We start from the raw sequence: 19,199 nt of genomic DNA, 5'->3' as shown, positions 1-19,199 counted from the left end.
CCGCACGCCGTCAACGCCGACGCCTGCGCGGCCGCGATGACGATGATGCGGGGATGATGCGGGAGAGACCGGCGTGGTTCGGCATACGCCCCTCATGTCAGCACTCGGACCCTGGCCTTCCCCCGGTCCGCGGATGAGAGACAATGGACGCTCTGCCAGGGTGGGTTGATCGCAGAGCTGATTGCCAGAGGGGACGCATGTCGGAGGCGGAAGAGACGCAGGGCACGACAGGGCGCCTCCTGGCTGGTCGGTACCGGCTCGGTGAGGTACTCGGCCGGGGCGGCATGGGCACGGTGTGGCGTGCGCGCGACGAGACCTTGGGCCGTACGGTCGCGGTCAAGGAACTGCGCTTCCCGTCCAGCATCGACGAGGACGAGAAGCGCCGCCTGATCACCCGTACGCTGCGCGAGGCGAAGGCGATCGCCCGCATCCGCAGCAACGGCGCGGTCACGGTCTACGACGTCGTCGACGAGGACGACCGGCCGTGGATCGTCATGGAGCTGATCGAGGGCCGCTCGCTCGCCGACGCGATCCGGGAGGACGGGCCCCTCCCGTGGAGACGGGCGGCCGAGGCCGGCCTCGCCATCCTCGACGTGCTGCGCGCCGCGCACCGCGAGGGCATCCTGCACCGCGACGTGAAGCCGTCGAACGTCCTGATCGCCGACGACGGCCGCGTCGTGCTCACCGACTTCGGTATCGCGCAGGTCGAGGGCGACCCGTCGGTCACCTCCACCGGCATGCTGGTCGGCGCCCCCTCGTACATCTCGCCGGAGCGGGCCCGCGGCCACAAGCCCGGACCGCCCGCCGACCTGTGGTCGCTCGGCGGCCTGCTGTACGCCGCGGTGGAGGGCGTACCGCCGTACGACAAGGGTTCGGCCATAGCGACGCTCACCGCCGTGATGACCGAGCCGATGGAGCCGCCGAAGCACGCCGGGGCGCTGGAGGAGGTCATCTACGGCCTGCTCGCCAAGGATCCCGAGAAGCGGCTGGACGAGTCCGGGGCGCGGGCGTTGCTCACCAGCGCGGTCAACGCGCCCGAGGACCAGGGCCGCAAGACCCCCGAGCCGGACGTCGTCGAGCCGACGCGCGCGATGGCGCTGCCCCCGGCCCCGGCCCCGGTGCCGCCCGTCCCCTCCTCCCCGCCGCTGTCGCTGGAGAAATCCGGCACCGGGCCGCGGGCCGCGGACGCGGCGGCGGACCGTATGCGCGGAGCCCTGAAGTCCGTACGGAACGCGGCGGCGTCCGCGACGGAGGCGGCCAAGTCCAAGGCGTCCGGGACCGACGGCCGGAACACCTCGTCGTCCGCGCCCGGCGGCGGCTCGGCTCCGGGCACTCCGCCGCGCGCGTCGATCACGGACGTGGTGCCCAAGCGGACGCTCCTGGTGGTGGCCGCGGTCGTGGTGCTCGCCGTGCTCGCCACGGTGCTCGCCGTCGCCCTCAGCGGCGATGACGACAAGGGCAAGGGCTCCTCCGACTCCAAGGACGACAAGGCGGCGTCCTCCGGCTCGGCCCCCGCGGCGGCCGGCGGCGCGAAGGGCGAGAAGGGAGCCGGGCAGCCGACCGGATCGGCCTCGACGGACGAAGCGGACCGCAAACCGGCCCGCACGGCGGACCCGGGCGGCCTCCCCGAGGGGTACGAACCGGTCAAGAACGGCGAGTACCACTTCAGCATCGCGATGCCCAAGGGCTGGGAGCAGACGGCTACCGCAGGCGATCACTCCGGCGCCATATACAGCGCGGCGGGCGGCTTCCCGCGCCTCCAGGTCGACTTCGGCTCACAGCCGCAGTCGGACGCGGCGCAGGCGTGGCGATCGGCGCAGAGCGGCGCGGAGAACGGCGGGATGAAGGGCTATCAGGGCCTCGGCATCGAGACCGTCGGCAAGTGGGCCGGTCACGACTACCCGACCGTCGCGGACTGGAACTTCGAGCGGGACCAGAGCGGCAAGCGGGTGCAGGTCGTCAACCGGGGTTTCAAGGTCGACGACAGCCATGGCTACGCCATCATGATCACTTGCGAGAAGGACAAGTGGAAGGACGCCCAGTGTCGGGAGCTGCGGGAGGCCGCTTTCGCCTCCTTCAAACCCGAGGGCTGAGCCGGGCGGCACCGCACCCCGGCCGAAATGGCTCACAGCACGCGTACGAAGCGACGTACTGGGCCGTACGGTCCCAAGGGGGCGGCTGGGCACGTATCGTGAGAGCCCGTGGACCGTACGCAGCCACAAATAGCAGGAGAACGACCGCACTTGGCGGTTGCTGACGGGGTCTGTCGAGGTTTCGGGCGATAGCTGGCGCGAGATGGTGAGTCTCGTGCTTGGGGAGGCGTCGTGGACGACTACGCGGGACGGGTCCTTGCCGACCGCTACCGCCTTCCGCTGCCGCCTTCCGACGAGTTCGAACTCGTCGAGACCAGGGCCTTCGACGCCTACAGCGGGCAGGAGGTCCTCATACGGCAGATCCCGCTGCCCGAGGTCGTCGACGCGGAGGTCGTCGGCGAGGGGGGCCTCGGCGGAGGAGCCGTCGGCGAGGAGGCCGGGAACGGCGGGCGGACCGCGGGCCCGCGCGGCGGGCGTACGACCCAGGGCGCGGGCGACCCGGCCGTGCGCCGCGCCCTCGACGCCGCCACCGCCGCGGCCCAGGTGCCCGACCACCCCCGGCTCGACCAGGTCTTCCACGTCTTCGCCGAGGCCGGCAGCCTGTGGATCGTCAGCGAACTCATCCCCGCCCGGCCGCTGGCCGCGCTCCTCGCCGAACGCACGCTGACCCCGCACCGCGCCGCCGAGGTCGCCGCCGACGTCCTGACCGCCCTCCGCGCGCTGCACGCGCACGGCTGGACCCACCGCAACATCACCGCCCGTACGGTCCTGGTCTGCGATGACGGCCGGGCGGTCCTCACCGGGCTCGCGGCGGGGGCGGCGGAAGAGGCGCTCTGCGGCTACGATCCGGTGCCGCCCGAGTACCCGAGAGGCGACGGCGCCGGCCCGCGGCCCGCCGTGCCCGCGGGGTCGGTGGAAGGCCCGGCCGGTTCCGCTTCCGCGCCGGGCCGGCCCGTGGGGCCGTCGTCCGGCGGCCGGGCCGCGATAGCCGCGGCCCGCGCGGCCGACAGCGGCTCCGGACAGCGGCCTCCCGCACCCGCCCGCAACGGGTCCCTGCCCCAGGCCCCCACCGGCCCCGCCTACCGCGACCAGGGAGCGGCGGGCGGCTTCCTGCCCCAGGCCGGCACGCCCCAGCCCGGCGCGCGCGCCGGGGCGCAGGGGCCCCCGCAGGGCGGTGCGGCCGGGCCGGACCCGCGCGCCGTGCGGGCCGGGGCGATAGCCGCATACCGGGCCGGAACGCAGGCCGCCGCGCGGGCGAACGCCGACACGGACGCGCCGGACGACTCCTCCCAAGCCTCCGGAGGGACCGCGACATGGGGCGGCGGCAGTGCCGCGAGCGGCACCGCGCCCACGGGGCCCGCGCCGGACAGCACCGCGTGGAGCGCCGACGCCCTCGTGAAGACCGGATTGCAGAGCACCCTCCGCCGGATCGCCGGACCCACGGGCGAAGAGGCCGTACCCCATCCTTCCTCGGGCGCGCCCGTGACCCAAGGGGGCGCCGGGTACGAGGCCGGTGTGGGGGTCGAAGGGGCGGCTAGTGCCGCCGCGGCGAGCGGGGCGGCCGTGTCCGCCGGTCCAGGCGGCAACGGCCGTGCGCGTACGGACTCCACGGAGCCGTGGGGCCACAGCGGAAACGGCCATCAGGGGCGCGGCCCGCAGACGGCCCTGGACGCGGAACGGGCGCGGCAGGCCCGGATGGTGGTCGTCGGCCCCGTCACCGAGCGGTGGGCGCCCGAGCAGGCCGGACCGGTGCACGAGAACTGGCGGCTCGCGCCGCCCGTCGGCCCGGCCGCCGACCTGTGGGCCCTGGGAACCCTGCTGTTCCGGGCCGTGCAAGGACACGCGCCCTACCCCGAGGAGACCGCCGCCGAACTGGTCCAGCTCGTCTGCGCGGAGCCGCCCGCCTACGCGGAGGAGTGCGGGTCGCTGCGCCCCGTCGTCGAGTCGCTGATGCGCAAGGACCCGGCCGAGCGCCCCGACTTCGAGGAGCTGCGGGGCTGGCTCCGCTCGCTGATCCGGTCCGCCCCGGAGCCGGAACTCGGCAGCCGCACCGTCACCGTGCCGTCCATCGGTCCGGGCGCGCCCTCCGACCCGAGCCGGCTGCCCATCAAGCGGCGGCGCGGGGAACTGGTGCGCAGGCGGCGCTCCGGCGCGTCGGCGGCCGTCCCGCACGGCCGGCACAAGAAGGCCCATAGGACGCCGCACCGCACCGTTACCAAGCAGCCGGCCCCGCCGCGCTCGCAGCAGCTGAAGATGGAGCACACCGAGCGGCCGGAGCGGACCGCCCGGCCCGCGCGCGAGGGGCAGAGGCGCGCTCCCCGGCGGCTGGGGCGGCTCCTGCTGCTCCTCATCCTCGTGGCGCTGGCCGGGGCCATCGCCTACGCCCTGCTGTTCATGCCGCGCGGCGAGAAGACCGCGGGCCAGGGGCGTACGGACCGTACGGGCGCGGCCGGCGCGCAGAGCGCCGCACCCGACGGCACGGGCGCGAAGCGCGCGCCCGGCTCCTCCGCCGCGGCCTCCATGGGGGAACAGGAGCCCCAGACGTCCGAGCCCGCCGGGGTCGCCAAGGGCTTCGCGCTGCGCCAGGACCCGAAGGGGTTCGCCGTGTCCGTGGACAAGACCTGGCAGCGGCGCGGCGAGAACGACCGCGGCCAGGTCGTCTACATCGGCGGGGACTACGAGCTGATCGTGGTGCCGGGCCGGGACAAGGTGTCGGAGTACGGGTCCGACCCGATGGCGTACCAGCAGGACAAGGAGCCGGAGCTGGCCCCGTACCGCTCCTCGTCCTGGTCGGGCGCCTCGGGGCTGCGCCGCATCGACGTGGGGCGAACGGCGATGGCGGAGGGCACGTTCACCTGGAACGACAGCAGCGGACGCCAGGTGTACGTGCGCAACGCGGCGATGATCATCGAAGGCCGCTACCACCTGCTCCAGGTGATCGGTCCGGCCAACGAGCAGCGCGCCGTGGACCGGTTCTACGACCAGGCCACCGCCACCTACCGCGCGGAGGTCTGACCGGGGGCGGGCTCGGAGAACTGTTCGCGCAGCCGGTACTTGAGCACCTTGCGCAGCGTCTCGTTGTGCGGCAGCGCCTCGACCAGCTCCAGCTGCTCCGGGACCTTGTGCACGGAGAGTCCCGCGGCGCGCAGGTACGCGGAGACGGCGCCGAGGCCGAGCGGGGCCGCTCCGGCCGGCTGCTGGACGACGGCGCAGACCCGCTCCCCGCGGTCCCGGTCGGGGAGGCCGATGACGGCGACGTCCTCGACGTCCGGGTGCTCGTAGAGGAGCCGCTCGATCTCCTGGGCGGAGATGTTCTCGCCCTTGCGGATGATGATGTCCTTCTCGCGGCCGGTGAGCACGAGGTGGCCGCCGGGCGTGAGGTGGCCGAGGTCGCCGGTGATGAGGAAGCCGTCGCGGTCGAAGACCTCGGCGGTCTGCGCGGCGTCCAGGTAGCCGCGGCAGACGGCTTCGCCGCGCAGCCGTACGGCCCCGTCCTGCCCGGCGGGCAGGGGTGTGCCGTCGCCGTCCACGATGCGGATCTCCATCCCTTCGGGCGGCCGGCCCTCGGTGGTGGCGAGGTTGTGGGGGGTGTCGTCGGGCGCCCCCATCGTGATCATCGGGACCTCGGTCATGCCGTAGCCGTGGGTGAGCTGGCAGCCCATCTCGCGGACCACCTCGTAGTACAGCTCGGGCGGCTTGGCCGCGCCGCCGCCCGCCATGAGCCGGAGCGCGGGGAGGAGCCTGCGGCCGGGGTCCTTGCGCTGTTCCGCGAGGAACATCGAGTAGAAGGCGGTGGAGCCGCCGGCGACCGTGACGCCGTGGCGGCGGTAGGCGTCGAGTGAGCCGGGCATCGAGAAGTGCTCCAGCATGACGGCGGGGAAGCCGCGGAGCAGCAGCATCACGGTGTAGTCGGGCCCGGCGACATGGGCGTACGGGAAGGCCATCGAGCCGACGTCCTCGGTGCTCAGGCGCAGGGCGTGGGCGAGGCAGGCGCCGGCGGCGATGAGGCTGCGGTCGGTGTGCAGGACCCCTTTGGGGTCGGAGGTGGTGCCCGAGGTCCAGTAGATCCAGCGGACCGCCGTGCCGTCCGCCGGGGGCGGGGGGAGGACCGCCGGGTCGCCCTCGGGGAGCGCGTCGTACGCCTCGAAGACGCTTGGAGGAGCGGGGAGTTCGCGGCTGACGCGGTGGGCCATCGCCGTGTGGTCGAAGCCGCGCCAGGTGCCGGGGACGGCGAAGAACTCGGCCTCGGCCGCCCGGAGCGCGAAGCCGACCTCGCGGTCGCGGTAGAAGGGGATGAGCGGGGTCTGCACGGCTCCGACGCGGGCGAGGGCGAAGGTCAGGACGGCGGTCTCGATGCGGGTGGGCAGCTGCCAGGCGACGCGGCTGCCGGGGCGCACGCCGAGGCCGTGGAGTCCTGCCGCGACCCGTTCGGCCCGGTCGCGCAGCGCGCCGAATGTCAGTTTCCGGTCGTCGCCGGGCGACGGAGCGGCGTCGATGAGGACCGGCGCTTCGGGGGTGCGGGCCGCGCGGCGGTCCAGGAGCTCCCACAGGGTGCGGGAGCCCTCCAGCTCGTGGGCGAGTCGGGTGCCGTTGCCGGGATCAGTGTGCTCGCGCATGAGTGCCGCCTCCGCTGATCTGATGCACCGTCAGAATATCCGCGAAGCGTAGGCCGCTGCGCCTTGTCGGTCCAGAGGGGGCGGGGCTAGCCTGCATATCTGACGACCCATCAGAAATGGCCTGGAAGCAGTCCGAGCAGTCCGAGCAGTCCGAGCAGTCCGAGCAGTCCGCGCCATAGAGATCATCGCCATGCGTGAGGGGAAACCATGGAGCTACCGCGCATCGTCAGCGTCGACGACCACGTGATCGAGCCCGCGCACCTCTTCGATACCTGGCTGCCGGCCAGATACCGGGACCGCGGACCCAAGCCGCTGACGGAAGGGATCGGCGAACTGGAGTACACCGGCGGGAAGTACGTCATCACCATGGACCCGGACGGCCCCCCGACGGACTGGTGGATCTACGAGGACCTCAAGTTCCCGTACAAGCGCAATATCGCCGCCGTCGGCTTCGACCGCGACGACATGACGCTGGAGGGCATCACCCGCGCCGAGATGCGGCGCGGCTGCTGGGACCCCGCCGAGCGGCTGCGGGACATGGACCTCAACCACGTGGAGGCGTCCCTCTGCTTCCCGACCTTCCCCCGCTTCTGCGGGCAGACGTTCGCCGAGGCGCACGACAAGGAAGTGGCCCTCGCCTGCGTACGGGCCTACAACGACTGGATGGTGGAGGAGTGGTGCGGCGACAGCGGGGGGCGGCTGATCCCGCTGTGCATCATCCCGCTCTGGGACGTCGGCCTCGCCGTGGCGGAGATCAAGCGGAACGCGGCGCGGGGCGTGCGGGCCGTGACCTTCAGCGAGATCCCCACCTATCTGGGGCTGCCCAGCATCCACTCCGGCTACTGGGACCCGTTCTTCGCCGTCTGCCAGGAGACCGGCACCGTCGTCAACATGCACATCGGCTCGTCCTCGCAGATGCCCGCCGCTTCCCCGGACGCACCGCCCGCCGTGCAGGCGTCCCTCTCCTTCAACAACGCCATGGCGTCGATGATGGACTTCCTCTTCAGCGGCGTACTGGTGAAGTTCCCGACCCTCAAACTCGCCTACAGCGAAGGCCAGATGGGCTGGATCCCCTACGCCCTGGAGCGCGCGGACGACGTGTGGGAGGAGCACCGGGCGTGGGGCGGGGTGCGCGACCTGATCCCCGAACCGCCGTCCTCCTACTACTACCGGCAGATCTTCTGCTGCTTCTTCCGCGACAAACACGGTGTCGCGTCACTCGATGTGGTGGGCCGCGACAACGCGACGTTCGAGACCGACTACCCGCATGTGGATTCGACCTTCCCCCACACCAAGGAGGTCGCGCTCGACCACGTGAAGGGCCTGGACGACGAGACGGTCTACAAACTCATGCGGGGCAACGCCATCCGCATGCTCGGTCTGGACCTCGACCGGGAGCCCCGCCGCTGATGGACCTTTCCCGCACAGAGGAAGAGGAGGACTTCCGTCGGCGGCTGCGCGCCTGGCTCGGTCCGGCGCTGGCCGCACTCCCGGCGAAGCCCGAGGCCGCCGACTGGCCGGGCCGCCGGGCCTACGACTGCGCGTGGCAGCGGGCGCTGTACGAAGCCGGGTACGCCGGACTGCACTGGCCCCGCGATGCCGGCGGCCAGGGGGCCACGCCCACCCAGCACCTGATCTTTCTGGAGGAGACGGAACGGGCGGGCGCGCCGTATGTGGGGGCCAACTTCGTGGGGACCCTGCACGCGGGGCCCACCATCGCGGCCGAGGGGACGCCCGAGCAGCGGGCGCGCTGGCTGCCGCCCATCCTGCGCGGCGACGAGGTGTGGTGCCAGGGGTTCTCGGAGCCCGACGCCGGGTCCGACCTGGCGGCGCTGCGGACCCGGGCGGTCCGCGACGGCGACTCCTACGTCGTCAGCGGCAGCAAGATCTGGACCTCGCACGCCGAGATCGCCGACTGGTGCGAACTGCTGGTCCGTACGGACACCTCGGCCCCCAAGCACCGGGGGATCTCCTGGCTCGCCATGCCGATGGACGCGCCTGGCGTCACCGTCCGGCCGCTGCGGACGCTGGCCGGGTCCGCGGAGTTCGCCGAGGTGTTCCTCGACGAGGTGCGGGTGCCGCTCTCGCACCGGATCGGAGCGGAGAACGACGGCTGGCGCGTGACCATGGTGACGCTCTCCTTCGAGCGCGGCACGGCCTTCGTCGGCGAGGTCGTCGCCTGCCGGCGGGTGCTGGGCGAGCTGGCCCGAACGGCCCGCGCGAACGGGCTCTGGGACGACGCGGTGCTGCGCCGGCGGCTCGGCCGGCTGTCCGCGGAGTTCCGCGCGCTGTGGCGGCTCACCCAGTGGAACGTCAGCGAGGCGCAGCGGTCGCTGCGGGACGGCGGCAGCGGCGTGCCGGGGGTGGGCGGCTCCGTGTTCAAGCTGCGCTACTCGCACGCCAGGCAGGAGCTGTACGACGCGGCGGCCGAGGTCCTGGGGGAGGGGGCGCTGGACGTGGACCACGAGTGGGTGGCGGACCGGCTGTCGTCGCTGTCGTACACGATCGCGGCCGGTACGTCCCAGATCCAGGCGAACATCGTCGCCGAGCGCATCCTCGGTCTTCCGAAAGGGCGGTGATCATGGACTTTCAGCTGACCGAGGACCAGCGGGCGCTCCGGTCCGGCGTGCGCGAGCTGCTGGCGGGCCGGTTTCCGCGGGAGCGGCTGCGCGCCGCCGCGGACGGCGACGGGCCGGTCGTCGACCGGGCCCTGTGGCGCGAACTCGGCGAGGCCGGGCTCTTCGGCCTGCGGCTGCCGGAGGACGAGGGAGGCGTGGGGCTGGGGCTGCCCGAGGCCGTGCTCCTCTTCGAGGAGGCGGGCCGCGTGCTGCTGCCGGGCCCCCTGATCGCCACCCACCTCGCGGCCGGCCTGGTGGCGGGGGCGGCGAGCGGTGAGCGGGTCGTCGGGATGTGCGACGCGACAGCGAAGGAGGGGCTCTGGGAACACCCGGCGGAATGCGAGGAGTTGATCTTCCTCGGCGACCCTGAGCTGTACAGCGTCGACCCGTCCTCCCTGGCCGCGACGGCGATCCGCTCCGTCGACCCGCTGACGCCGCTGGCCCGCGTCGTGGTGCCCGAGGGGGGCTGTCCGCTCGGGGGCGCCGCTTCCCGGCTCCGCCGGGAAGCGGCCTTGCTGACCGCCGCGGAACAGCTGGGCAGTGCTGTCCGTACGGTCGAGGCGGCGGTCTCGTATGCCAAGGAGCGCACCCAGTTCGACCGGGCGATCGGGAGCTTCCAGGCGGTGAAGCATCTGTGCGCGCAGATGCTCGTGCGTGCCGAGGTGGCCAGGAGCGCGGTGTACGCGGCGTCGGTCACGCGGGAACCCGGAGATGTCGCGGCGGCCAAACTGCTCGCCGACGAGGCCGCCGTGCGCAACGCCCGCGACTGTCTGCAGGTGCACGGCGGCATGGGGTTCACGTGGGAGGCGGATGTCCATCTGCACCTCAAGCGGGCCTGGCTGAGGGCGCGGCGGTGGCAGTCGGCGGCTGCCGGTGAGGAGGAACTCGCGGAAGAACTGCTGGCCGAGGGGAATGTCATCCCGTAGAGGACATCGGGTGAAATCACCTATCTGCACCATATAAGCGGTCACCGAGCGTTGATACCGGGTTGTGTCCTAAGGGTGACTCGTCACAGGGGGGAGTCGGTCCCGGGCTCGGGTACGCTCCCTTGGGTGCGAGTGGTTCTGAGGCGCAACCCCCCTGGCGTTGCCGATGAGGCAACTCCGGAAGAGGGAATGTGCGCCGCTCCCGCCGGGTGGAGGCCCGTAAACCTCGATTGTTCGAGTCCCCGTGGCGCGCGTCGCACAGTATGCAGCACGCATACTCCTTTGCGCCGGAATATGCCCGAAGCGCTTGTTGGGGTGACTGAACGTCAACCATGCTGTCTCGCAAGGGGATCACGGTCCGTGACCTCTCGGAGATGCGAGGCGATGTGTCCGCCGGTTCGGATGGTGTGAGCGGTGCAGGTGCTTCAGGTGCAGATGGAGATCAGGCCCGACCCCGCGGAGGTGGGGCGAGCCCGGAGGTGGGCCCGTTCGCGGCTCGCCGGTTCGGGGGTAGGCGCGGATGAGCCGCTGGCCGACACGCTCCTGCTGCTGATCTCGGAACTGGTCACCAACGCGGTGGTGCACACGGGCTGTCCGGCCGTGCTCCGCATGCTCTTCCCGGTCGTCCGCGCCGGTCTCGGGGGCGACGGGCGGCGTGACGCCGACAGCCGTGGCGGGGCCGCCGCGACGGAGGCGGGCGTCGGCGTCGGCACGGTCCGCGTGGAGGTCGCCGACATCAGCGCGCGTCCGCCGCGTCAGCGGCACGCGGACGGCGAGGAGACGGGCGGCCGCGGCTTGGAGCTGGTCGACGGGCTCGCCGACCGGTGGGGCTGGCGGCCGGAGGGTGCGGGCAAGAGCATCTGGTGCGAGGTGGACCGCGCCCAGTCGCTCTTGGCCGGGGCGTATGACCCGCCGCGCGCCGTGACAAATGGGGCGTAACCCACAAAGTCCAGACCAGGTGTTGACGTGTCGTGTCCGTTTGATCACTCTTGGGTTGAGCGATTCGTCGCGAGGGGACGTCGAGAGTCCGGTGTAGACCGGGCAGTCTCGGCGAGTGCGGGTCGTGGCCCGACGCGCCCACGTGGTCTGAGCGTCGGAGCCGGGTGGCGGTGCGCTGTGCCGTGCTCGGGGCGCGTACGCGCGCACCGCCGCCCGACCGTCCGGCCCGTCGCGCGGCCGGACCGGATTCACAGCACGGCCACCGGCGCGACTGGTGCGCCCGTCCCGCCGGCGAACGGCTCGGGCGGGGCTGACAGGAGGAACGCGTAGCGGCCTTCCTCTGCGCACGCCTGGGACAGCTCCTCCAGATTCCAGTTCTGGCCTTGCGGCATGCCCATCTCGACGAGATCGAGGGCGTGCACGGGCATCCAGAGATCCTCGATCTCCGGCGGGAAGATCTCGAAGGTCAGGGTGTCGTTGGCGACGGCGGCCACGTCGCGGGCGTGGAACCACTCGGGCGTCCGGATGGAGAGTCCGGGCGAGGGGAACGCGTAGGCGTGCTTGTCGCCCGCCAGGTAGTGCTGGATCTGGCCGGTCCGGATGAGCACGATGTCGCCGGAGCGGACCTCGGCGCCGGACAGTTCCTCCGCCGCTGCCAGGTCCTCCGGCGTGACGGCGTGCCCGCCTTCCAGGCGGTCGACGCCGCGGGCGCGGGCGACGTCCAGCAGGACCCCGCGCGAGAGAAGGGGGCCGGCCTTCTCGATGCCGTGGAACGTGGCTCCGCCGTGCGCGGTGATCGAGTCCGCCGGGCGGCCGTTGTAGAGCTTGCCGCTGTGCGAGACATGGGTGAGCCCGTCCCAGTGGGTCCCTGCCTGCAGGCCCATGGTCACCACGTCGTCGCTGGTGGCGACGGTGTCGGGGCCGAACATCTCCATGTTGACGGCGACCATCGTGTGCAGGGGGTTGACCCTGCCGGGGATCATCCCGGTCTGTACGCCGTCCTGTTGCAGCGGGACGGCCAGGGGTATGCGGCGCCCGCTCCGTACCGCCCCGGCGGCCGCGCGGACGGTGTCGGCGGTGATGAGGTTGAGGGTGCCGATCTCGTCGGCTTCACCCCAACGCCCCCAGTTGTTGACGCGCTTGGCGATGTCGTGGAACTCGGGTGGCAGGGCCACGGGTCCTCCTGGGATCGGTTGTCCACTGGGTCTTGTGCTCGGCTGCCGTCTGCTCAAAAATCTAACGGTCCGTCAGAAAACGCGGGAAGGGGCGCGACGTGGGGAACTTCTTGGCCGGCAAGGTGATCGCCATAACCGGGGCCGGCCGCGGCATCGGGCGAGCGGTGGCCCTCGCGTGCGCCGCCGAGGGCGCGAAGGTCGTCGTCAACGACTACGGCGTATCCATCGAGGGCGGCGAGCCCACCAGCGAGGTCGCCGCGTCGGTGGTGAAGGAGATCGAAGCGGCCGGCGGCGAGGCTGTCGCCGTCGCGGACGACGTCGCGACGATGGAGGGCGGCCAGCGCATCGTCGACGCGGCCCTGACGCGGTACGGGCGGATCGACGGCGTCGTATGCGTCGCCGGAATCCTGCGCGAGCGGATGCTCTTCAACATGTCCGAGGAGGAGTGGGACCCGGTCATCGCCACCCACCTCAAGGGCACCTTCACCGTCTTCCGGGCCGCGTCGGCGGTGATGCGCAAGCAGGGCTCCGGCACCCTCATCGGCTTCACCAGCGGAAACCACCAGGGCAGCGTCGCCCAGGCCAACTACTCCTCCGCCAAGGGCGGCATCATCTCCCTGGTGCGCAGCGCCGCCCTGGGCCTCAACAAATACGGGGTGACCGCCAACTGCGTCGCCCCTGTGGCCCGCACCCGGATGTCGGCGAACGTGCCGATGGAGCTCAAGGAGATCGGCGAACCGGAGGACGTGGCCGCGCTCGTCGTCTATCTGCTCAGCGAACGAGCCCGCGAGGAGAAGATCACCGGGCAGGTCTATACGATCGCCGGCCCCAAGATCGCGGTCTGGGCCCAGCCCCGTGAACTGCGGTCCGCCTACGCGGACGGCGCGTGGACCCCCGAGAAGATCGCCGACTTCCTGCCCGGAACGGTCGGCACGGACCCCATGCCGATGCTGGCGCAACTGGAGGCGATGGCGGCCGCCGCGGCGGCCAAGGAGCGCCCCAACGCGTGAAGCCGCTGGCAATGGCGCGGAGTGCCGCCCCCACGAGGCGGCCCCGAGGAGGCGGCCCCTGCGAGGCGGCCTCGGCCCGGCGGCCCCGAGCCGCAGCCCGGCCGGCGCGCAGCCGGGCGAACCCGCGCGGTGCGCGCGGAAGGAAGGAGACGCCGTGGATTTCGCCTTCGGGCCACAGGACGAGACCTTTCGCGAAGAGGCGCGGGAATGGCTCTCGGCACACTTGACCGGCGAGTTCGCCCAGGCCGCGGGCCACGGCGGACCCGGCAGCGAACATGAGCTCCCCCAGATCCGCCGTGCCTGGGAGCGTGAACTCGGCGCGGCCGGCTGGATCGGGCTCGGCTGGGACCGCACGGCAGGCTCTTACGGCAACCGCGCCGCGACCCTGACCCAACAGGTCGTCTGGGCCGAGGAATACGCCCGCGCGGGTGCGCCCGGACGCGTCGGCCACATCGGCGAGAACCTGCTGGCCCCGACCCTGATCGCCTACGGGGACGAGAAGCAGCGGGAGCGGTTCCTGCCCCCCATCGCCCGGGGCCAGGAACTGTGGTGCCAGGGCTACAGCGAGCCCGACGCCGGCTCCGACCTGGCCGGACTGCGGACCACGGCCACCCGCGATGCCGCGCCCGGCGGCCCGTACCGCATCACGGGCCAGAAGATATGGACGTCGCTCGCCCAGGACGCCCACTGGTGCTTCGTACTGGCCAGAACGGACCACGACTCCCGCCGCCACCACGGACTCTCCTTCCTGCTCGTGCCGATGGACCAGCCGGGCCGCATCGAGGTCCGGCCCATCCGGCAGATGTCGGGGACCGCCGAATTCAACGAGGTGTTCTTCGACGGGGCGCTGGCGAGCGCCGACCACCTCGTCGGCCGGGAGGGCAACGGCTGGCAGGTCGCCATGGGCCTCCTCGCCCTCGAACGCGGAGTCTCCACGCTCGTCCAGCAGATCGGCTTCGCCGCCGAGCTGCGCCAGGTGATCCGCCTCGCCCTGGAGCGCGGCACCGCAGCGGAACCGGTACTGCGCGACCGGCTCGTACGGCAATGGGCCGAGCTCCAGACGATGCGCTGGAACGCCCTGCGGACGCTGGGCAGCACGGATGTGCCCGGCGCGCCCAGCGTCGCCAAACTGCTGTGGGGCGGCTGGCACCAGCGGCTCGGCGAACTGGCCATGCGGGTCCGCGGCACGGCCTCGGCCCTCGGCCCCGCCGCCTGGGACACCGAGCGCCCATACGAACTCGACGCCCTCCAGCGCCTCTTCCTCTTCACACGCGCCGACACCATCTACGGCGGCTCGGACGAAATCCAGCGCAACATCATCGCCGAGCGGGTGCTCGGCCTGCCGAAGGAGTCCCGATGACCGCGTACGGGCACTGGATCGACGGCTCCTGGTGCGAGCCCGCCCAAGGGCACTATGCAGTTGTCAATCCGGCGACCGAAGAGGTCGTCGGGGAGGCCCCGGAAGCGACGCGAGCCGAAGTCGCCGCTGCCGTGACCGCCGCGCGGGCCGCCTATGACGGCTGGTCCCGCACCGACCCGCGCGAACGCGCGGCCGTGCTGGACCGGATAGCCGATCTCCTCACCGAACACGGCGGAGACCTCGTGCCCCTGCTCCAGGCCGAGACCGGCGCGACCATGCGCCTCGCCTCGACCATGCAGGTGCCCACCGCGGCCGACCGCTTCCGCCGCTACGCGCGCGGCGCGCTCGAACCGGATGTCGTCCCGCTGGCGCCGCAGCCCGTGCGGGCCAGCGCGCTGGCCCCCGGCGGACTCATCGGCGCCGCCGCCGTACGCCGCCCCATGGGCGTGATCGGGTGCATCACCTCCTACAACTTCCCCATCGTCAACCTCGCGGGCAAGGCGGCGCCCGCCCTGGCCATGGGCAATACCGTGGTCGCCAAGCCGGCGCCGCAAGACCCGCTGGCCTGCCTGGAGTTGGGCCCCATCCTCAAGGAGGCCGGGTTGCCGGACGGCGCCTTCAACGTCGTCACGGGATCGGGGGTCGCCGCCGGGGAGGAACTCGTGTCCCACCCGGACGTCGACATGGTCAGCTTCACCGGGTCCACCGCGGTGGGAAAGCAGATCGCCGAGTCCGCTGGGAGGTCGATGAAGCGCACCCTGATGGAGCTGGGAGGCAAGGGCGCGGCCATCGTCCTGGGGGATGCCGACGACAAGACGGTCGCGTCGGCGATCAGGGCGGTCGGTTCGGTCTGGTCGTTCCACAGCGGACAGATCTGCACGGCGCCGACCCGCGTGCTCGTCCATCGATCGCTGTACGAGAAGGTCGTCGCCGATCTCAAACAGTACGCGCGAGCACTGACAGTCGGGGACCCTGTGGATAACTCCACGATCGTCGGCCCGCTGATCTCCGCGGCCCAGCGCGACCGCGTCGAGGCGTATATCGCCGGCGCCCGTGACCAGGGCGCCCGCATCGTCGTCGGCGGCGCGCGCCCCGACCTCAAGCCGGGCTTCTACGTCCCGCCTACCCTCATCGCCGATGTCACCCCCGATATGACGGTCGCGCGCGAGGAGCTCTTCGGCCCGGTCGTCGTCGCGATCCCCTTCGACGACGAGGACGAGGCCGTCCGTATCGCCAACGGCACCTCGTACGGCCTCTACGACTACATCTTCAGCTCCGACGCGGGCCGCGCATGGGCGCTCGCGGCCCGCCTGCGCAGCGGCAACATCGGCATCAACACCGTGCAGCGGCACCCCGAGACCCCGTTCGGCGGTTTCAAGGACAGCGGCGTCGGCCGCGACGGCGGATCGTTCGGCCTGCACGCGTACAGCGAGCTCCAATCCGTGGTCTGGCCCTCCTGACCAGCGGCAACGCAAGGGCACCGCGGCGGGGCCCGGGAACCGGACCCCGCCTTCCGCACCGGATTCCTCTGTGGATTTCCTCTCCGGCCTTGGTCAAGGCCACCTTGAAGGGACGGCAAAATGCGAGGCGTCATCTTCGACGGCAAACAGCCCCAGGTCGTCGATGACCTGGAGATCCGCGAGCCGGGCCCCGGCGAGGTGCTGGTCGCGGTCGTCGCGGCCGGCCTGTGCCACAGCGATCTCTCGGTCATCGACGGCACCATCCCCTTTCCGGTGCCAGTGGTGCTCGGCCACGAGGGCGCGGGCGTGGTCGAGGCGGTCGGCGCGGGCGTCGTGCACGTGGCGCCCGGCGATCACGTGGCCCTGTCCACCCTGGCCAACTGCGGCACGTGCGCCGAGTGCGACCGGGGCCGTCCGACCATGTGCCGCAAGGCCATCGGCATGCCGGGGCAGCCCTTCACGCGGCGCGGCGCGAAGCTCTTCAACTTCGCCTCCAACTCCGCTTTCGCCGAGCGCACGGTCGTCAAAGCCGTCCAGGCCGTCAAGATCCCCGACGATGTGCCGCTGACCTCGGCCGCGCTCATCGGCTGCGGAGTGCTGACCGGCGTAGGAGCGGTGCTCAACCGGGCCGAGGTCGGCCAGGGCGAATCGGTCGTCGTCATCGGCGCGGGCGGCATCGGCCTCAACGTCCTGCAGGGGGCGCGTCTCGCCGGGGCGTCGACGATCGTCGCGGTGGACGCGAATCCGTCGAAGGAAGCGGCGGCCCGGCTGTTCGGCGCGACCCACTTCGTCGACGCCTCCACCACGCCGGACACCTCGGCCGCGGTGAAGGGAATCCTGCCGACCGGCGCGGACCACGCCTTCGAATGCGTCGGCAACACCAAACTGATCCGGCAGGCGGTCGACCTCCTCGACCGGCACGGCCAGGCCGTCCTGCTCGGCGTGCCCCCGGCCGACGCGCAGGCGTCCTTCCTCGTCTCGTCCATGTACCTCGACAAGTCGATACTCGGCTGCCGCTACGGCTCCTCGCGACCGCAGCGCGACATCGCCCTCTACGCGCGCCTCTACCGCGAGGGCCGGCTGCTGCTGGACGAGCTGATCACGGAGACCTATCCGGTGGAGGACTTCGCGAAAGCCGCCGACGACGCCCACCACGGGCGGGTGGCGCGCTGCGTGCTCACCTTCTGACACTCCGTACCGCACAGCCTGCGGAGCCCGCCCCTGAGGGTGCGATGAGCGGCCGATAGTGACGAGGACCACACTGTTGGCTCCGGGTGAGGGTTCCCGTACGTACGGGGTGGGTGGTGCGTACGGGACAGTCGGTGCGTGTCGGTATCAACAGGACCGATTCGCCGGGCGATTGAGGCGGTGACGGGGCCGGCGTGCGGTTCAGAGGGCGGCCCCGTAGGAGAGGTGCGGGCACCGGCGCGTGCCGTCGCCCGTTGAGAGCCCCGACGGCCGGCCCATTTGGAGCGGAACCTTCCGGCCCCACAAGGAATCATTCTTGGTGAGAGGGGCGGATATGACTCAGCAGACGGGGCCTGGCGCTATACCGGCGGAGGCGGACGGGGAATCGGTGCGCCCGAAAACGGCCGCGCCCGCCGCTCCCCGGACAGCCCCGGGCTCCGCCCCCGGACCGGCCGGTACTCCTGGTCCGGCCGGTGTACCTGGCCCGGATGCCTCCGCTGGGCAGGACGACGCTCCTGGGCCAGATGCCGCCCCCGGCCCGGCCTCCGCTCGCGTCGACCTGACGAAGGCGAGCCCTCGGAAGCCCCGAAAGCCCCGGGAGGCGGCGGAGGACGAGGGGGTCGCGGGAGACGGGAAGGCCGCGGAGGATACGCCTCCGGAGAAGGCCGAAGACGCCGGAGGCGTCCAGAGCGCCAAGGGCGCCGAAGACGCAGAGGCCGCCGAGACCGGCAAGGACGCAGAGGCCGTAGAGGACGGTTTCGGGTCGGCTTTCTGCTCCTCGATGGCGACGCTGTGCGCCGAAGCCGTCATCGGAGGGACCCTGGCCGTTTTCGTCGTGCTCGCGCGCGAGCACGACGGCCTGCCCGGCAGCGCCGCGGTGATCGTCGCGGCGGTGCTCGCCCTCGGCCTCGTCGGCGTGCTGCTGAGCGGCTTCGTCTCCGCCATCGCGGTCATGCCCGCGCTGTCGCTCGCGCGCTGGTGGGCGCGGCGCAAGGAGCGCACCGACAACTGGTGGAGGGCCCTCGCGGCCGTACCGGTGGTGTCGGCGGTGCTGGTCGGCGCGTTCGGGGCGGTGGCCGCGCTCGGCAGCCGGGCGCTCGCGCAGCCCCTGACGTACCTGGAGTGGTGGGCCGCCCTCACCGCCGCCCTCGCGCCGGCGACCGTGGTCGCGCGGACCGCCGGGGGGCGGGCCCGCGAGGGCCGCAGCGGGCGTCTCGTGCGGCGGGTCGCGCGCAACGCCGCCGTGGCATGGCTCGGCGTCGCTGTGCTCGGCACGGCCGCGTACGGAACCGGGCTGGTCAGCGTCTACAAACCGCCCCGCCTCAGCGCCTCGGACATCGAGGGCACCTGGAGCGACGGGCACGGCGGCATGGTGGAGCTGGCCAAGGACGGGAAGGCCGTCGCCGAGGGGCTCGACAACTTCGTGTGGGACGGCACCGGCAAGGACAAGCCGAAGGACTGCGAGGGCACCGGGACCTGGAGTTCGGTGAAGGAGAGCGGTCACGTCCAGGGCGTGTCCATGCGGATCAACGCCTGTGAACTGGTGCGGGAGTGGAGCGTCGGCGGTACGGCCAAGAAGCCGCGGATGTTCCACGAGATAGGGAAGCCGGGTTCCGGCAAGCGCTATGTGCTGACGAAGACGACGAAGAAGAAGGCCGAGCAGCAGGCGCGACGGAACCACGGCTCGCACGGCCATGACCACGGCAGCGGCCAGGACCGTGCCGGTGCCGTCGGCGCCGACGGGCACTGATCAGCGCTGACGAGCGGACCCCTCGGCCCTGAGCCCGACTGGCCCTGAGCCCGACTGGCCCTGA

Annotated in this window: 13 protein-coding genes; 11 read left to right on the top strand and 2 right to left on the bottom strand. The window is 72.2% G+C overall.

What is annotated here, in order from left to right; genetic code table 11:
* Window positions 1–197: 197 nt before the first annotated feature.
* The gene (locus tag AB0I49_RS05585) at window positions 198–2,093 is read left to right on the top strand and encodes a serine/threonine-protein kinase (RefSeq protein ID WP_363225545.1); all 1,896 of its coding nucleotides are present in this window, start codon (window positions 198–200) and stop codon (window positions 2,091–2,093) included.
* Window positions 2,094–2,324: 231 nt separating this feature from the next.
* A complete protein-coding gene (locus AB0I49_RS05580) occupies window positions 2,325–5,108 on the top strand; it encodes a protein kinase (protein ID WP_363225544.1) in 2,784 nt (927 codons plus the stop codon).
* Here the strand turns inward: AB0I49_RS05580 and AB0I49_RS05575 are convergent.
* The gene (locus AB0I49_RS05575; protein ID WP_363225543.1) at window positions 5,090–6,709 is read right to left on the bottom strand and encodes an AMP-binding protein; all 1,620 of its coding nucleotides are present in this window, start codon (window positions 6,707–6,709) and stop codon (window positions 5,090–5,092) included. The two genes, AB0I49_RS05580 and AB0I49_RS05575, sit on opposite strands and share 19 nt — an antisense overlap.
* Window positions 6,710–6,916: 207 nt before the next feature.
* Here AB0I49_RS05575 and AB0I49_RS05570 point away from each other — a divergent pair, with 207 nt between their 5' ends.
* From AB0I49_RS05570 to AB0I49_RS05555, 4 genes are all read left to right on the top strand, one after another.
* On the top strand, window positions 6,917–8,119 hold the full coding sequence (locus AB0I49_RS05570) for an amidohydrolase family protein (RefSeq protein ID WP_363225542.1): 1,203 nt from the start codon (window positions 6,917–6,919) through the stop codon (window positions 8,117–8,119).
* Window positions 8,119–9,288, top strand: a complete 1,170-nt coding sequence (locus AB0I49_RS05565) for an acyl-CoA dehydrogenase family protein (protein ID WP_363225541.1) — start codon at window positions 8,119–8,121, stop codon at window positions 9,286–9,288. The genes AB0I49_RS05570 and AB0I49_RS05565 overlap by 1 nt, the downstream gene beginning before the upstream one ends.
* Window positions 9,289–9,290: 2 nt before the next feature.
* Window positions 9,291–10,253 (top strand): acyl-CoA dehydrogenase family protein, encoded by a 963-nt coding sequence (locus AB0I49_RS05560; protein WP_363225540.1) that lies wholly within the window; start codon window positions 9,291–9,293, stop codon window positions 10,251–10,253.
* Window positions 10,254–10,667: 414 nt separating this feature from the next.
* A complete protein-coding gene (locus tag AB0I49_RS05555) occupies window positions 10,668–11,192 on the top strand; it encodes an ATP-binding protein (protein ID WP_363225539.1) in 525 nt (174 codons plus the stop codon).
* A gap of 248 nt (window positions 11,193–11,440) precedes the next feature.
* On the opposite strand, the gene AB0I49_RS05550 is transcribed toward AB0I49_RS05555, so the two are convergent.
* Entirely contained in the window at window positions 11,441–12,367 is a 927-nt protein-coding gene (locus AB0I49_RS05550; protein ID WP_363225538.1) for a cyclase family protein, read from the bottom strand.
* 98 nt (window positions 12,368–12,465) lie between these two features.
* On the opposite strand from AB0I49_RS05550, the gene AB0I49_RS05545 reads away from it, so the two are divergent.
* The 5 genes from AB0I49_RS05545 to AB0I49_RS05525 all read left to right on the top strand — a co-directional run bounded on the left by AB0I49_RS05545 (window position 12,466) and on the right by AB0I49_RS05525 (window position 19,135).
* On the top strand, window positions 12,466–13,377 hold the full coding sequence (locus AB0I49_RS05545; protein WP_363225537.1) for an SDR family oxidoreductase: 912 nt from the start codon (window positions 12,466–12,468) through the stop codon (window positions 13,375–13,377).
* 154 nt (window positions 13,378–13,531) lie between these two features.
* Window positions 13,532–14,737, top strand: a complete 1,206-nt coding sequence (locus AB0I49_RS05540) for an acyl-CoA dehydrogenase family protein (protein ID WP_363225536.1) — start codon at window positions 13,532–13,534, stop codon at window positions 14,735–14,737.
* Entirely contained in the window at window positions 14,734–16,197 is a 1,464-nt protein-coding gene (locus tag AB0I49_RS05535; RefSeq protein ID WP_363225535.1) for an aldehyde dehydrogenase family protein, read from the top strand. Before AB0I49_RS05540 ends, AB0I49_RS05535 begins: the two co-directional genes overlap by 4 nt.
* Before the next feature lie 120 nt (window positions 16,198–16,317).
* Window positions 16,318–17,385 (top strand): Zn-dependent alcohol dehydrogenase, encoded by a 1,068-nt coding sequence (locus AB0I49_RS05530; RefSeq protein WP_363225534.1) that lies wholly within the window; start codon window positions 16,318–16,320, stop codon window positions 17,383–17,385.
* 781 nt (window positions 17,386–18,166) lie between these two features.
* Window positions 18,167–19,135, top strand: a complete 969-nt coding sequence (locus AB0I49_RS05525; RefSeq protein WP_363225533.1) for a hypothetical protein — start codon at window positions 18,167–18,169, stop codon at window positions 19,133–19,135.
* Window positions 19,136–19,199: the final 64 nt, after the last annotated feature.

It is taken from the genome of Streptomyces sp. NPDC050617 (assembly GCF_040654795.1).
Lineage (GTDB): Bacteria > Actinomycetota > Actinomycetes > Streptomycetales > Streptomycetaceae > Streptomyces.
Note: the sequence above shows the minus strand (reverse complement) of the source record. Positions and strands in the feature narration are given on the sequence as shown.